Source organism: Chryseomicrobium imtechense, from assembly GCF_041475995.1.
Lineage (GTDB): Bacteria > Bacillota > Bacilli > Bacillales_A > Planococcaceae > Chryseomicrobium > Chryseomicrobium aureum.
In genome coordinates, this window is the sequence record NZ_JBGOBM010000007.1 from 1 (window position 1) to 14,418 (window position 14,418).

Below are 14,418 nucleotides of genomic sequence, written 5' to 3' on the forward strand. Positions count from 1 at the left end.
CCTCCCAAATTTCATTTGTGGGAGGAGTATCTCATGAATTTTCTTCTATTAGAATGTGTGCACTATTTGACGCTTACTTTTATACTAGATTTAACTACCTGTTTGATGAAACACTACCATAATGATTAAGACCACCGGTAACTAAAGAGATTAAACTTGTCTCTCAGATATAAAATATCTTCAACTATTAATTTTATACTCATTTTTTCGATTAATTTTCATATTTTTTCTAATATATATGTGTGTGTGCTTAGAGAGTTTTAGTCGTAAAAATGCATTTACTTCTATAGCTTTTTTTTGTTATATTTAAAAGATTGTCATTATCCAATTGATTCTTAAATAATGACAATCTTAAAATTAAGTTACCTTCTATAACAAGATTGTCTAATTATACTTAGATTAAAGGAGTTTTCACTCTAAGAATTTGACGACATTATAGTTTCCTATGCTTTCTGCTAAGCTTAGTGGTGAAACACCATGTTTGTTTTGTTTATTCTTATCCGCTCCATGTTCTAGCAAAAGTTTGATTATTTCTCCTTTACCCTTTGAATAAAATACGGCGTCTGATAATGGTGTGTTTCCATTTACATCTTCTATCTCAATCTCAGCATGGTTGTCTAATAATAACTTAACAAGTTCATAAGAATTGGCTTGCACGGCAAAGTGCAAGGCTGATATTTCCGCTATATAATCCTGTCTATTAACATCAGCACCATGTTCAAGAAGTAGTTTTACAATTTCCTTATCTCCTTCGATTATCGCTTCCATTAAAGCTGTTCGACCATCTTCATCTTGGTCATTTACATTATACCCCGAATTTAGCACTTGATTTAATAAAGATACATCTTTGTGTAAAATAGCTTTAAATAATTCGTTCATTTTTTATTTCCTCCTCTTCTTCTCAAATCTGTGACTTCTATTTGACTTGGGATCTTCAATTTGATAGAAAAATAAAATTATTCTTTAAATCATTTAGAAATAATCTCTTATAATCATATTAAAGTGATTTTTCATCAATTAAAGTATAATGCTGAATGTATAAAGTGAAAAACCTTGAAAGGCGTTTAACTTTTCAAGGTAGATAAGTATTTCCACTTAAAAATCAAAATCTGAAAAATCGTAGTCAAGAGTTTCTTCTTTAAATTCATATTCCTTATTGCCGATTACTTTTTCTGAAATTTCTTTTTGAATTGATCTTATTTGATCTTCTTCTACTTCGTATTTCTCAAATAGCATCACTAATGCATCAAAATAAAATTTTAAGTAAGGAATTTCTTGACTAGCAGTACTTGTGATTTCTTTAAATGGTAACCAAAGCTCCCAATTGATTATTTCATTCTTACGATTGAAATATGGTCCTTTTACTTCAACTTTATTGGTAGTACTATTGGTTGTTACCATAAGATTGATGTATTTAAACTCCTGTTCTTTTGATGTTAGCTTCAGCTCCGAAATGATTTTTTTATTTAAGGCACTTCTAATTTCCAAATCAATTTTATGACTAATTGAAAAGCTACAGTTTATTTCTGAATATAAACTACTTGATAGAAATTCCATCCAACTGTAAAGCCTCCGATCTTTTTACACCCAAATTATTTTAGGGAATAATTTTTACCAACTAAATTATATTGTTTTATTCATGATGTAAAGAACCTTAAACGGCGCTTAACCGTTCAAGATTTTCACATATGTTTACTTAAGAATCAAAATCCGAAGGCTTATAATTGAACTTAATATCTATATATTTATATTCGCTATTACCGATCACCTTTTGTTCGATTTCTTTCTGAATAGATCTCAGGCGCTCCTCAGAAATACCATATCTCTCTAACAAAATTACTAATGCATCAAAGTAGAATTTTATATAGGGAGCTTCTTGACTAGGTGCAGATGTGATTTCCTCATATGGCAACCATAGATTCCAAGTAATGACCTTTTCCCTTCTATCAAATTCAGGTCCTTTCACCTCAACAGCGTGAGTACTAGAATTTGTTGTAACCATCAGATTGATGTACTCAAATCCTTCTTCTTTTGAAGGGAGATTCAATTCCGATTTAACTTGTTCATTTAAAGCATTTCGTATTTCTAGATTAACTTTATAACTAATTGAAAACCTGCAGTTTACCTCTGAAAAAAAACTCATTGATGTGAACTCCATATAAGATTTTACCCTCCTACTTTATTATTATCACATGTATTGATATTCAGGGAGAATTTCTTATTTTCATCTCAGAATTCTTGAATAAAACCGGTTTCATGTGCTTTAGTCCTTTTAATACTTGAAAAAAGACTGCATACGAACTCAGGAAATATTGAGTTTGTCTGCAGTCTGTGAAGAGCAGCTCTAGGGCTGCTCTTTTTTATATGCAAGTAATTAGTCTTGCTCAGCAAGTCGTTCTACAAAGGATGCTAATGTGCGCACCATTGCACCTGTTCCACCTTTAGGCCCTAAATCATGCTCAGAAGGTGACCCAGACGTTCCTGCGATGTCTAGATGAATCCAAGGTGTGTCTTCTGCAAATTCCCCTACAAAGCCTCCACCGAAGATCATATGACCATCACGACCTGGTGAGTTATTCAAATCCGCGACATCTGATTTACGAATACGTTTTTTATCGTTTTCTGTTAGCGGTAATCGCCACACAAATTCACCTGTCTCGATAGACGCTTCCATAAACTCTTCGAACAAGGCCTCATCGTTCGTAAGGGCTCCTGTCTTATCCATTCCAAGCGCTACAATAACTCCGCCAGTAAGTGTTGCTACGTCTACAATTGCCGTTGCTCCTTGTTGTTTCGCGTACGTTACAGCGTCCGCTAAAACAAGGCGCCCTTCTGCATCTGTATTTAAGATTTCAATTGTCTTGCCGCTCATAGAAGTAATAACGTCATCTGGCTTGAAGGCATTACCTGATACCATGTTATCCGTAGATGCAATAACTGCGATTACGTTCTTGTTTGGTTTGGTTTCACCGATAATGCGCATTGCTCCAAGTACTGCTGCTGCTCCGCCCATATCGCCTTTCATACCGACAATACCATCTTTCGGTTTAAGTGAATAACCACCCGTATCGAATGTGATTCCTTTTCCGACTAATGCAATTGGGTCTTCCCAGTTCTCTGTCACTTGATGTTTCAAGACAATGAGACGTGGTTCTTCTTGAGACCCTTGATTGACTGCGAGAAGTGCACCCATTCCTAATTCTTCAATTTCGGATTTCCCTAGAATGTGTGTCTCAAATCCAAACTCTTCTCCCAGTTCACGTGCATACTCTCCTAATTCAGTTGCTGTGAGGATGTTACCTGGCATATTCACAAGTGTGCGGGCTTCATTCACAGCTTCTGAGTAGACAAGACCCACTTCAAAATAGGATACGATTTCTTGTTCGTCCGCTTGGCTTAAAAGCTCTACTGCAGCTAAATCAAAATCTGTATCATGCACGGTCGTTTTGTAGTCGACGACTTGATATGTCCCAAGACCAAGCCCTTCTCCTGCTAGAAATGCAACATCATATTCTGAGATTTCTTCGTTAACAAAAGATGGAAGTAAAACCGAAACTTCTGAGTATCCCTTTTTCACTAATGTTTTCCCGATACGACCAAACGATTGACGAAGACTTTCTTCCGTCAATTTTTTACGATTGCCAATTCCAACGAAGATAATGCGCTTCACAGATGAATCTGTCGTCACGTGAAACGTCGTCAATTCCTTTTCTTTTGTAGAAAGATCTTTTGATTTGATTAATTCTGTAATTTGAGCCCCAAACGTTGAAGTGAAAGCATCCCAACCTTCAACTTGCTCCGTATGCGTGCTCAATCCTACGATTAACGTTTCGTATTGAATTTCACCTAAATTTACTTCATTTGTTAAAATAATCACAAACCATTCCTCCTTTGTGTATTCCGTTTCTATTATACCGATTCTATTTGGCTGTCGCCAATTTTCTTGTGCTATACTACAAGTAGAAACGGTCGAAGGAGCGATAAATCATGGAACTTTTTCAAAACATCCCATTATGGACAGCCCTCTTTGCGATTTTTTTCGCTCAGTTTGTAAAAATTCCGATTCATTTTTTGGTATCTAAAAAAGTCGATTTTGCCTTATTTACTTCGACTGGAGGAATGCCGAGCTCTCACTCCGCCGCTGTAACAGCACTAACAACAGCTGTTGCTTTTGAAGAAGGCTTGGATTCAACGATGTTCGGCATCTCAGCAATTTTTGCAGTCATCGTAATGTTTGATGCAACGGGCGTTCGCTTCCATGCTGGTCAACAAGCCATCATCATTAATCAACTACGCGCTGATTTGCATCATTTCTTGGAACAAACGAAAGATTGGCAGAAGAAAAAAGAAGAAGAAAAAATTGAGGAGTTGAAGACACTTCTCGGGCATAAGCCTATTGAAGTGTTTATGGGGGCACTAACCGGTGTCGCTATCTCTGTTATTCTTTATACATTACTTTTGTAAACGAATCTTCTAAATTCTTATTCAAATCTAGATACCTATTTACACTTTTTTAAGAGTGCAGGGGTTGACTCCAGTGGGATTAAAGTCGGAACGCGAGACCCCACAGGAGCGTAGGGACGAGGAGGCTCGCGCCGCGCCCACGGAAAGCGGCCCCGTAACGGAATAAATTATAAAAAAAATCAGTATTTTCTCCTGTGATTACCAAGAGAAGATACTGATTTTCTTTGTGTAAATACTATTTTTAAAACATCTGATAGCCATTTTTACGCAAGTAACGACTCACTAAGCCTGCAATAATCGCCCCAACCAATCCCCCACCTAAAATCACATAATCCGCTACATGCAGATTTGAGATTTTAGTGATAAGTGCTGGAAATGCTGTACCTGGTGCCGTTATATAATCAAAGAAGCCTACATCGTCTATGATCAAAATTACAACAATCGGGTACACGATTGCCATAAACCACGTCATGCGCAAAAGCATATTTAGTAAGAAGCCAATTCCGAAAAACATAACAATAAAAAGCATCGCTGAAATAATCAGCTGCGGCAATGAAAAGTCCATAATTTGTCCCTCCGTGTCATCTTGTTTAAGTGTACTCGAAGAGACAGGGCTTTTCAATGAACCTTGCTTTCATTCACGTGATTGTCAAAACTTGATTACTTTTTTCCAGACCCTTGGCATACTGTGCATGTCTCTGATCCACCAAGTCGAAGTTGGAAATAACCATTCCCTTTGCAATATGGGCAGTGTGTTGGATTTGCTGGTTTTTTAAATTGTGTCATATGAAAAACTCCCTTGTTTTAAGTTTTAATTTTCTGATAATATATCATATATGCAAAAACGTGTAAAGAGATTCAAGAGAGTTTTTTGACTATTCAATTTAAATGTAGCGAAAATGTGTCATTCGTGGTGATCGGAAGCCGTAAAAAGCTTATAACTGCTATAGCCGAAAATAGGTCCTGGATCTAATCCCTCGCGCGTCTCAAATCCTGCGTCTTGGTTGACCTTCAAAAAAAGTTTTATCATGGATGTAGTGCGTTCATCTTCAAGTAATTGTGCAGGGGACATCCATCGTGCTTCGTATAACTCTTCAAGCTGTGGATCTGGTAATTGGTGATCATCTTTTGGCTTTAAGAAGAAGATTGCCATATTGTCGCTGATTTTTTCACGGATGACCCCACTACGGAATCCAACCAACTGAATGACTCTCGCATCGATTCCGGTCTCTTCTTTGATTTCTCGTAAAACAGCGCGATCGACTGTCTCATTTCCTTCAACAAACCCTGCAGGCAATGACCATTTGCCATTTAACCCCCCGTAGCGTTTTTGCACGACGAGCCATTCCCCTCTCGAGTTTACAACTATTCCCGCAACGCCTAACCAGACATTGCCTCTCTCTTTACGTGACATCTTATTCCCCTCCTTGCTTTTTAGTATACCTGAAAAGAACAAATACCGAAGGTCCTTTTCGTGTAGGTTCCTTTGGCATTGCGCGTTCCCATACTGGCACGCTCTTTGCACGCGTTTTTTTCGTCTCACTCAACTGGAAGACGGCATCCCAATCAGGAAACTCTTCACGGACCTTGTCTGCTACGCTTCTTCGACTTTTAGAGTTGATGAAGTACTTTACGAAGTTTCTTCCTAACCCATCAATATCGAATTTATCTTGAACAAAGTCTTTGTGCATTTCATATATCCAGCACTCCTTTGTGTCTCCATCTTCTAAGTGATATTTATGTTGCCTAGAGACCTGTATCAACCCATTTAAATGACGAATAACCTTCTCGTGGTCCGATGCAGTGACAGTGCTACGAAGCAGTTCACTTACCATCTTTACCGTATTCATGTATTTGATACGTGATACTGGATTGTTAGGAGGTCGCTTAGCTATGAGTCTAATGATAGATTCAATACTCTTTGCCACATGTACTTCCATACCACGGTTTCTACAGTCCTCCAGACTGAACCATGAGAAATATAAATCCTTACTCACAATCGTTGAAGCTACTTCTGCATGTTCTTTCTCGATTTCTTCTAGTATGTCTTGATCTGGTGTTTTCATAAAGAGTCTTCTTATGTATTTCGCAACTGAAAAGTAAGCCAAAAAGCTACTCAAATTGTTTGCCACTCTGTGCACGCGAGCTGTAATTGATTTTATGTGTTAATAGGCTTGACATGGAGCCTCTGTGAGCATGAATCTCTCGTGAAAGGCTTGCCACATAGTTTCACGCCTTATACTACGCTATCATGCTCACTTCTCCAAATAAAGCCCACTTGTACGTTTCAAGGATACAGTGAATTTTTAGTGGCTTACTTAATGATTGCGAAAGTGGTTTACTTTTCAATTGCGAAATACAGGCGCTCCAGGACCCGGTCAACATCACGCTCTCCGTGATACTCAGCACGATCCGTCACATGGAGTCCCAGGTGAAGAGGCTCGACGCAGAGATCGAAAGGCTGATGAAGGGCATCCCCCAGACACTGACATCGGTAAAAGGCATAGGCCCCGTCTATGCGGCCGGGCTGATCGCTGAGATTGGCGACATCCGGCGTTTCAAGGACCATCACGCGCTTGCGAAATACGCAGGTCTTGTGTGGAACCAGAACCAGTCAGGTGAGTATGAGGCGGAGAACACGAGCCGGATGCGCACTGGGAACAAGTACCTCAGGTACTATCTTGTCCAGGCAGCCGAGTCTGTCCGTCGCTACGATAGCGAATATCGTGATTTCTATCAGAAGAAACACGCAGAAGTACCGAAACACAAACACAAACGTGCTCTCGTCTTGACCGCAAGAAAACTGGTACGGCTCGTGCACTCGCTACTGCGCACGAACCAGATGTACACACCACCTGAGAGGAGAGGTTGATCGAAGACCTCCAATCTTTAGCCCTTAAAAAAACTTCCATTTTTTTCTTTTTAAAACGAAAAAATGAGAGGTCTATTTGTCATGCCTGAAAAGAGCTGGATTTTGAAAAGCGCATTAAAGAATTTCCAATTCACTCATTTTTTACGGTTGACATATTACCACTGGGCTTGTTGAAAATCAGCATTTATTTAATACATATCTTGTAAACGCACACTCCAAAGAAAATTAAAATTGAAGACTTCGTTTGTAGACACTTTCTATAAGTATACGATTGGTTGTAGCAATAGAGGAATACCAATACTAATTACACCCTCGCTTACCTTCTACTTTTAAAATAAAGTGAGTGCATAAAAAAAGAGTAGCCGAAGCTCCTCTTGTCTAGAATGTTATGGCATCAAATGCTGAAACTACTTTGATGTCACTTTTATTATGAATATTTAACAAAGTCATAGATTCTAATAAGCCTTCTTAAATCAGTGTTTGTTTTATAATTCTTTTCTTTTAAAGCTGTTTTTAGATAGCCTCCTAAATCTTCAATACTGTTTTTTGTGTAGTTTACCAATGCTAAATTTATATTTTTTTCATTACCATTTAAGGCTTCTTCAAATGTTTTATCATGAGATAAACGTGATTTTTTCAGCCAAAGTGAATGTGATAAGATTTTTTGTATTGAGTTAAAACGTAAACAATTATTTTTTACTGCTTCTGGTAATTCATCAAAATTAAATTGAGAAGTATATTTTCTAGTAGGTAAGAAACCTCCACTCTTGCTCAAAGCATACGGGAGTGTTTCAGCTACTAATAAATCATTATGAAAATTTCCATTATCTATTTCATCAGTTGAAACTATTCTATATCCATTTTTTGCTCGTTCCATCATTCCAAAACCATAAACAAATTCAATTTTTTTTAATTCTTCAGCAGTCATATTATCAGAGGGTAAAGATAACATCATTCTTTGGTCGGGGTCGTTTGTAAGTAGTAAATTATACATATCTTCTTTTACATGTCGCAGCATTTTAATCGGATATTTTGATTTATTTTGTGCTAATTCATCGTATAAAAAAGAATAATTACCTAAAACTATTTGCCTGATGGTTAAAGACTTTCCAGAATCAAAAGTAATAGTATACTTTGACTCTCTATAGAATTCTTCATCTGGATCCCATACCACATAAAATAATCTATTAGCTATTTCTTTTAATTGTTCAGTATTTAAACAAATTTGAATATCATTTAAAATGCTACGTATATCTTCATCTCCAATAGAATAACCTATAAAAAATATAGGGTGTTCTAAGAAAATAGTTAAAAGTTTTGCAGAAATATATTTGTGCTTTTCTTCAATTTTCAAATAGTCAGCTGTACTAATTAAGATAGATTCAGGGAAGGTACTACTACCATGAATCTTGTATATTTCCCCCACATCATATTTTGAGTGAAATAAAATTTCCTCTTGAGAAGTATAAGTTTCATAACCGAATATTCGTTCGAGAAGATTGTCATAATTAGTAGTAATTAAACCAGAAATGGAGTGTGTCGATAATTTATTTAGAGACTCTAATTCTTGTTCTATACCAGGTAGGTATTCACTGAAACTATTTATGTACTCAGAAATCTCGATTTTTATAGGTGGTACATGTTGATGAAGGATTAAGTCCTCATATTTATTCCTATTATCTTTGAATTTGTCGCTTGTATACCAAGTTTTGTCCAAATCATCTGAGATAATATCACACAAGTAAGTCATGTACTTATTGTAATTTGAGTCTTTATTATATTTTTTTGAAGCCTCATTCTCTGCCCTGATGAATCCATATTTATCATCATATGTAATTGTGGCTATATGTCTAAGTAAGTCTTCCCAAGTAGGAATATTTAAATACCTTCTTGAAAAACCAGATCCAATAAAAAGGAACGGGAGAGCATCAGCTTTATTTAGTAGTGGTTTCAAGAATTCACGCCTATGCAGAAAGCTACCCTAAACCCCTCAAAAACACATGAAATTCACAGAAATGCCCCCCGCATATGCAGCCGCAACCTAATAGAAGATATTTTCTTCCCTATAGACCGTCATCCTCCCCAAAAGAACTCCCTATTCAACCCCACACCTCAACACGTTATCATCAACCCAGGAGGAATTCTCATAAACTTAAGCAATCTGAAAAAACAGGTGCCGGCGAAGCTTTATAACCGCGGGCTTGATTATTTTGAGCGGGAGTTTGTGGAACATCTTACAGAATCAGCGGCAGGGTTGATTGAAGAGCTGCAGTTCATGTATCCGAAACGGAGAGCGCTGTTGGATGAGTTGGGGAAGATAAATTAGAAAGGAGCAGCGCCAGTAACTTCCCTGGCACTGCTCCTTATTATTCCTTTTACTCAATCCGGACTAAATAAATTATTTACCTTATTTTTGCGACTGGTTCAGCAGCTGATCCAGGCGGTGGAGATGGAATGTATAGTCAAAAAGAGCGGATGCTACAATCATTAATCGAATGTTTTTCTCCTGGTTTTCTTTAGACAGGGAAAGCACTGAATCATAAAATTCGTTTCTTCGGTTTAACATATCTGCGTCTGAATGCTGAAATTCTTTGATCTTGCCTTGATATTTCAAAAATAGATACTCGTGATATTTAATCAATTCTTCCAGGTACTGATCAAATAACTGATTGACGCTTTTTTCAGACTTACTCTGAAAGTAGTGGTCATCAATTTTTTCGAGAAGCTGATTCCCTTCTTCTAATGTCTTCAGCATCTGCCTGAAAACAATCATTTCCCTGTCATTCAATTGCTTTGTTCGTGATTTTCCGAACTTGATTCTTTCCTCATCAAACAATTTGAATTGCTCCACTAAGTTTTCAAGTTCTTTCTTAAAGTTACGGGAAAGATCCTGATAGGAACCTTCTGTCAGCTCATTTGAAATTGCAGTCCTTAATAATAATGACATTTGCTGAAAAGCTGAGTGGATGTTAGTTGAAAAGCTCTTTTTATATTTCGGTGGAAAAACAACGAGATTAACTAATATAGCAGAAATCGTTCCTATTAAAATAACCGAAAATCTTTCCAGGGCAAAGTACAAATCCTCACCTGCACCGGAAGTCATGATCGCAGCTACCGTTACAAGAGTTAGCGGAATTGTGCTATCCATTTTTAATTTCAAGCTTAATGAAATCATGATCATGATAACTAAACCGATGGTGATAGGATTTTCGCCTAAAAAATAGATGAAAAACAACGAGATGGATGCACCCAGCGTATTTGTGATCAATTGATCAGGCAAGTGCTTCCAAGTCCGGTATAGCGATGGCTGTACAGCTAAAATAGCTGCAACAGCTGCAAACGCAATGTTGTCCAATCCGAAAAATCCACATATGTATATGGCAATTATAACTGCTACGCCAGTTTTAAAAATGCGAGGACCAAAAGTGATATCCATTTCTCCCTTCAGATAATAAAGAACTGGAGAAATGCATTTCCAGTCTCCAGGATCGTTTACTCTCACCAGATTTCATTAGATAAATATTATCCAGTGAATATAATGATGTCTAATTAAACTTTAAATTGCGATAGACATTATGTCAAAAGTGAATCGGTTTTATTCGAATCCTCCCTCTGTCACACGCACTTTCATTTCTTTAAATTAAATGCATGGTGAATCCATTATCATTTGAATGTAAAAAGGGACAGCCCCTGAAAGTCATTTTCACGACCTTTTGGGACAGCCCCTATCTATAACTCTGCCGTTTAATTTCTCAAAATAATATAAACGACATAAACGATATAAATGACGGCTAAAACCGAACCTTCGATCCTTGAAATCTTGTACTTGGTTCTCGCAAGGATCATCACAAGGACTGTCACACCGATCATCAGCCATACATCCGAAAATATCTTCGAATCGACAGTTAAAGGACTGATGGCTGCTGAGGTTCCTAAGATGAAGAAAATGTTGAAGATATTACTGCCGATGATATTCCCCAGAGCAATGTCCACCTGCTTCTTCAAAGCTGCGGTTACAGAGGTGACGAGCTCAGGAAGCGAAGTACCTACGGCAACTATCGTTAAGCCGACCAAAGTCTCGCTCATACCGAGTGCAAGAGCGATCTCGATACTGTTGTCGACGACGAGGGTGCCGCCGAACACGATGCCGGCAAGTCCGCCGATTGTTAAGAGCGAGTTTTTCAACTTGGATATGTTCGCCGAGTCAACGGGATTTTCTTCTGTGTTCAGGCGATCTTTCCTTGCCACTTCGAAGATATAGTAAAGGAAAACCGCGAAGAATAGCAGCAGCATAATGCCTTCTGTTCTTGTGATGAGATTGCTGTCCAACGCCTGAAGTTGAATGTCGCTGATGAGCAGCAGCAAGGCAACGGAGCCCAGTAAGGCGAAGGGAATTTCTTTCCGGATCGTCTCACTCTGGACCAGCAGAGGGAAAACGAGGGCTGTCACCCCTAAGATGAAAGTGATGTTGAAGATGTTACTGCCGACGACGTTCCCGATCGCCACATCACTGTTTCCTTCGAACGCTGCGATAAAACTGACCGACGCTTCCGGCGCGCTTGTACCGAATGCGACAATCGTCAAGCCGATCAATAAAGGCGACACCCTCAAGCTTTGCGCTATTTTTGAAGCGCCTTCCACAAAATAATCAGCTCCCTTAACTAAAAGAGCAAATCCTACCAATAATAAAAGATAAGTCAATTGTTGCTCACTTCCTTCCTATACTAAAGACATTTAATCGACTTTACTCTCTTCTATGCCAATACCCTTCAAACTAGGGTGAAAACCATAAAAAGCCGTCACAATGATTGACGAATACGGCTCCATTATTTTTTATCTGTGGGATTACGGGGCATCAGTCAATTCATCCATTATTGTCCTCCGTTCTTTTAATATATTAATAAAGATAATATTAACCGAACTATTTCAACCTAAAAAATGGCTATTTTTGAACTAATCCTATATAAAGAACCATTTTAACATAATTTTTCTTTTATTATGTAAATTGCATTTCCCGAAATCCCACTAGTTGTTATGCAATCATAGTACAATTGTAAATTTCAAGTATGCGTGAAATTTTAGTAAATAGAGGAATGTTTATACATATTCACGCTATATTATGAGATGAAGATATAGGCGTCGATTATAATTTGCGGAAGGTAAGTATATAAATAGAATTACTTCAAAAAGTTTTAACATTTCTCTGATGTTGTGCTGGACCGCGTAGAATCTAGTAAAGTGTAAAGTGATTTTTAATATGATATACTTATTAACGACGCAAGTTCGATAAGAATATGCGTTCTTTTTGTTTTGTGGCTAAAAAATTTAAATTTAAATTTAAACTTAAAGCTAAGATTTTGATACTCCATATTTACCTCTATATTAAACTCCAGAATGGCAAACCCATTAAGACTCCAGAAACAAAATCAGCAGGGCATTTGAAAAATAAAGGAGACAAATTATGAATTGGTATGAAAAATTAAATCAGTATTTTCCAGTTGAAGAAATGAAGTCAAAAGAGCATATGGATGCTTTATTAAATAAGAAAATCCGGCCGATAAACCTGGCCGGACCTTTTTGATTTACTTCATATCCGAGAATTTATAGTGTATCCCAGATATACCGATGTACGATTCCGGATACATACTGGCACCACAATGCTCACATTCAAACATAGGGGCGACGCTCTGGTCACCACCTTGATCCATGCGGTCCATCTCTCGGACCACATCGTATGGTATAAGTTCGGTCGTCTCACAGAGTAGACAGATATATTTCACTTTAGCTGGTCTCGCCTTAGGCGAACTGGCTTTTTTCTTTTTCTTTCTGACCTTGCTGACTGGTGAGATAGCTGATCACCCTCTCTAAGTAGTTCCTTGTATTATCGCATAGGGCAATCCGAATCGTCAGTAGACCATCCTGTAGACAGACCTCTCCCTTGAACACGAAATGGTTCTCGCACTTTGGGCACACCAAAGGATCTGACTGATTGTTGACCAAGAACTTCTCACGCCAGTTTCGTCTACGGAGCTTCGCTCCCGTCTTCACAAACCATTGTTTGACCTGTTTCTGCCATTTTGTAAGCAGTGCTTTAACTTTCGCCTTCCGTCTTCTTGAATACATGCCGTAATGTCGGATTGTCTTAAACTGCTCATCTGGGATATGTCTGATCAACCTTGTGATAAACTCTTCGGCTGTCACGATTTCCGTCTTCTCAAGACCGTCGGTCTTGTCCTTATATGTGAAAGTGACCATCTCACCATCATATGCCACAACACGATTGAGACCGATCGCTGGTCGTCGCATATAACGACCAATATAGCGCAACTGTTCTTGAATCTTCCCCTTCTGCTTTGGGGCATGGACATAGAAACCGTCTCCATTGTTGTTGTAGGCGGCCTGTAATCTGGATTGGACTTGCTTCTTTTCTTTCGGACTCAGATTCTTACGAATCAATTTTAATACCACTGTCTGCCACTGTTTTCTCAACATCGCAAAAGGCAGGAAATCATAGTTCACATATTCTCCCTTAGAATTGATGCCACCCATCGTGACGAGCATATGGACATGAGGGTTGAAGTTGACCCGAGAACCAAATGTATGGAGCCCCGAAATGATTCCTGGCTCTAGCTTCGCCTTCTTCCAGAAGAATTCTTTGAGGAGTCGGGCAGCCTCATCCATCATCTCTTTGAGCAGGTGCCGGTGTAATAGGAACACATCGCGCAGGCCTTCATCGATTGTGAAGATCACATGGCGATGGTTCACCTGTATCACTTCATTCGCTAAGATCCGGCTCCATTCCTCACTCTCACCAACTGAGCATGTCGTGCAAAATCTTCCTTTGCAGCGATACGCAACCTTCTTCGTATTATTACAGCCTTCACAGACAAACAGTTTGAATCCGTTGACTATCTTTCCGCACCCTTGGAACCTCTTTATCTCTTTTAAGACCACCGGTCTGATTCGTCTTCCGTTCTTGTTCAAAAACTTCTCCCAGTGACGATTGCAATCAAAGAAAATTAGTTTCAGAATATTTGTCTCCATAAATAGAAAATACCATGAACACTGGGTTCATGGCACTA

General features: G+C 38.3%; 14 protein-coding genes and 2 pseudogenes. 4 read left to right on the top strand and 12 right to left on the bottom strand.

The window, feature by feature from the left end; genetic code table 11:
- Positions 1-411: 411 nt before the first annotated feature.
- The 4 genes from AB5N96_RS08300 to AB5N96_RS08315 form a co-directional block, all read right to left on the bottom strand.
- Complete coding sequence (locus tag AB5N96_RS08300; RefSeq protein ID WP_499705235.1) at positions 412-879, bottom strand: ankyrin repeat domain-containing protein; 468 nt, start codon at positions 877-879, stop codon at positions 412-414.
- 216 nt (positions 880-1,095) lie between these two features.
- Positions 1,096-1,557, bottom strand: a complete 462-nt coding sequence (locus tag AB5N96_RS08305) for a hypothetical protein (RefSeq protein ID WP_499705236.1) — start codon at positions 1,555-1,557, stop codon at positions 1,096-1,098.
- A 139-nt stretch (positions 1,558-1,696) separates the two neighbouring features.
- Entirely contained in the window at positions 1,697-2,158 is a 462-nt protein-coding gene (locus AB5N96_RS08310) for a hypothetical protein (RefSeq protein WP_499705237.1), read from the bottom strand.
- Positions 2,159-2,374: 216 nt separating this feature from the next.
- Positions 2,375-3,877, bottom strand: a complete 1,503-nt coding sequence (locus tag AB5N96_RS08315) for a leucyl aminopeptidase (protein WP_392454181.1) — start codon at positions 3,875-3,877, stop codon at positions 2,375-2,377.
- Between the two features lie 110 nt (positions 3,878-3,987).
- Here AB5N96_RS08315 and AB5N96_RS08320 point away from each other — a divergent pair, with 110 nt between their 5' ends.
- Positions 3,988-4,464 (top strand): divergent PAP2 family protein, encoded by a 477-nt coding sequence (locus AB5N96_RS08320; protein ID WP_499705238.1) that lies wholly within the window; start codon positions 3,988-3,990, stop codon positions 4,462-4,464.
- Positions 4,465-4,705: 241 nt separating this feature from the next.
- Here AB5N96_RS08320 and AB5N96_RS08325 read toward each other — a convergent pair whose 3' ends face one another.
- The 4 genes from AB5N96_RS08325 to AB5N96_RS08340 form a co-directional block, all read right to left on the bottom strand.
- The gene (locus AB5N96_RS08325) at positions 4,706-5,029 is read right to left on the bottom strand and encodes a YuiB family protein (RefSeq protein ID WP_204591842.1); all 324 of its coding nucleotides are present in this window, start codon (positions 5,027-5,029) and stop codon (positions 4,706-4,708) included.
- Between the two features lie 95 nt (positions 5,030-5,124).
- Positions 5,125-5,250, bottom strand: coding sequence for a YuiA family protein (locus tag AB5N96_RS08330; protein WP_165767574.1), 126 nt, complete (start codon positions 5,248-5,250; stop codon positions 5,125-5,127).
- Positions 5,251-5,368: 118 nt separating this feature from the next.
- On the bottom strand, positions 5,369-5,878 hold the full coding sequence (locus tag AB5N96_RS08335) for an NUDIX domain-containing protein (protein ID WP_204591846.1): 510 nt from the start codon (positions 5,876-5,878) through the stop codon (positions 5,369-5,371).
- Position 5,879: 1 nt separating this feature from the next.
- Positions 5,880-6,530 carry a hypothetical protein gene (locus tag AB5N96_RS08340; RefSeq protein WP_499705239.1) on the bottom strand — a complete coding sequence of 217 codons (651 nt, stop codon included), beginning with the start codon at positions 6,528-6,530 and terminating at the stop codon, positions 5,880-5,882.
- Positions 6,531-6,826: 296 nt separating this feature from the next.
- Here AB5N96_RS08340 and AB5N96_RS08345 point away from each other — a divergent pair.
- Positions 6,827-7,336: pseudogene (locus AB5N96_RS08345) on the top strand (IS110 family RNA-guided transposase); the annotation flags it as partial.
- Positions 7,337-7,763: 427 nt separating this feature from the next.
- Here AB5N96_RS08345 and AB5N96_RS08350 read toward each other — a convergent pair.
- A complete protein-coding gene (locus tag AB5N96_RS08350) occupies positions 7,764-9,290 on the bottom strand; it encodes an SIR2 family protein (RefSeq protein ID WP_499705240.1) in 1,527 nt (508 codons plus the stop codon).
- Between the two features lie 12 nt (positions 9,291-9,302).
- Between AB5N96_RS08350 and AB5N96_RS08355 the strand changes: the two genes are divergently transcribed.
- Entirely contained in the window at positions 9,303-9,662 is a 360-nt protein-coding gene (locus AB5N96_RS08355; protein WP_204591650.1) for a hypothetical protein, read from the top strand.
- Positions 9,663-9,743: 81 nt separating this feature from the next.
- Here the strand turns inward: AB5N96_RS08355 and AB5N96_RS08360 are convergent, their stop codons facing one another.
- Together AB5N96_RS08360 and AB5N96_RS08365 are read right to left on the bottom strand one after the other, a co-directional pair.
- Positions 9,744-10,772, bottom strand: coding sequence for an FUSC family protein (locus AB5N96_RS08360; protein ID WP_233208670.1), 1,029 nt, complete (start codon positions 10,770-10,772; stop codon positions 9,744-9,746).
- A gap of 308 nt (positions 10,773-11,080) precedes the next feature.
- Positions 11,081-12,037, bottom strand: a complete 957-nt coding sequence (locus tag AB5N96_RS08365) for a calcium/sodium antiporter (RefSeq protein WP_101803592.1) — start codon at positions 12,035-12,037, stop codon at positions 11,081-11,083.
- Between the two features lie 760 nt (positions 12,038-12,797).
- On the opposite strand from AB5N96_RS08365, the pseudogene AB5N96_RS08370 reads away from it, so the two are divergent.
- Positions 12,798-12,884, top strand: a pseudogene (locus AB5N96_RS08370) (GNAT family N-acetyltransferase); the annotation flags it as partial.
- 248 nt (positions 12,885-13,132) lie between these two features.
- Here AB5N96_RS08370 and AB5N96_RS08375 read toward each other — a convergent pair.
- Positions 13,133-14,380, bottom strand: coding sequence for an IS91 family transposase (locus tag AB5N96_RS08375; RefSeq protein WP_420837252.1), 1,248 nt, complete (start codon positions 14,378-14,380; stop codon positions 13,133-13,135).
- Positions 14,381-14,418 lie beyond the last annotated feature (38 nt).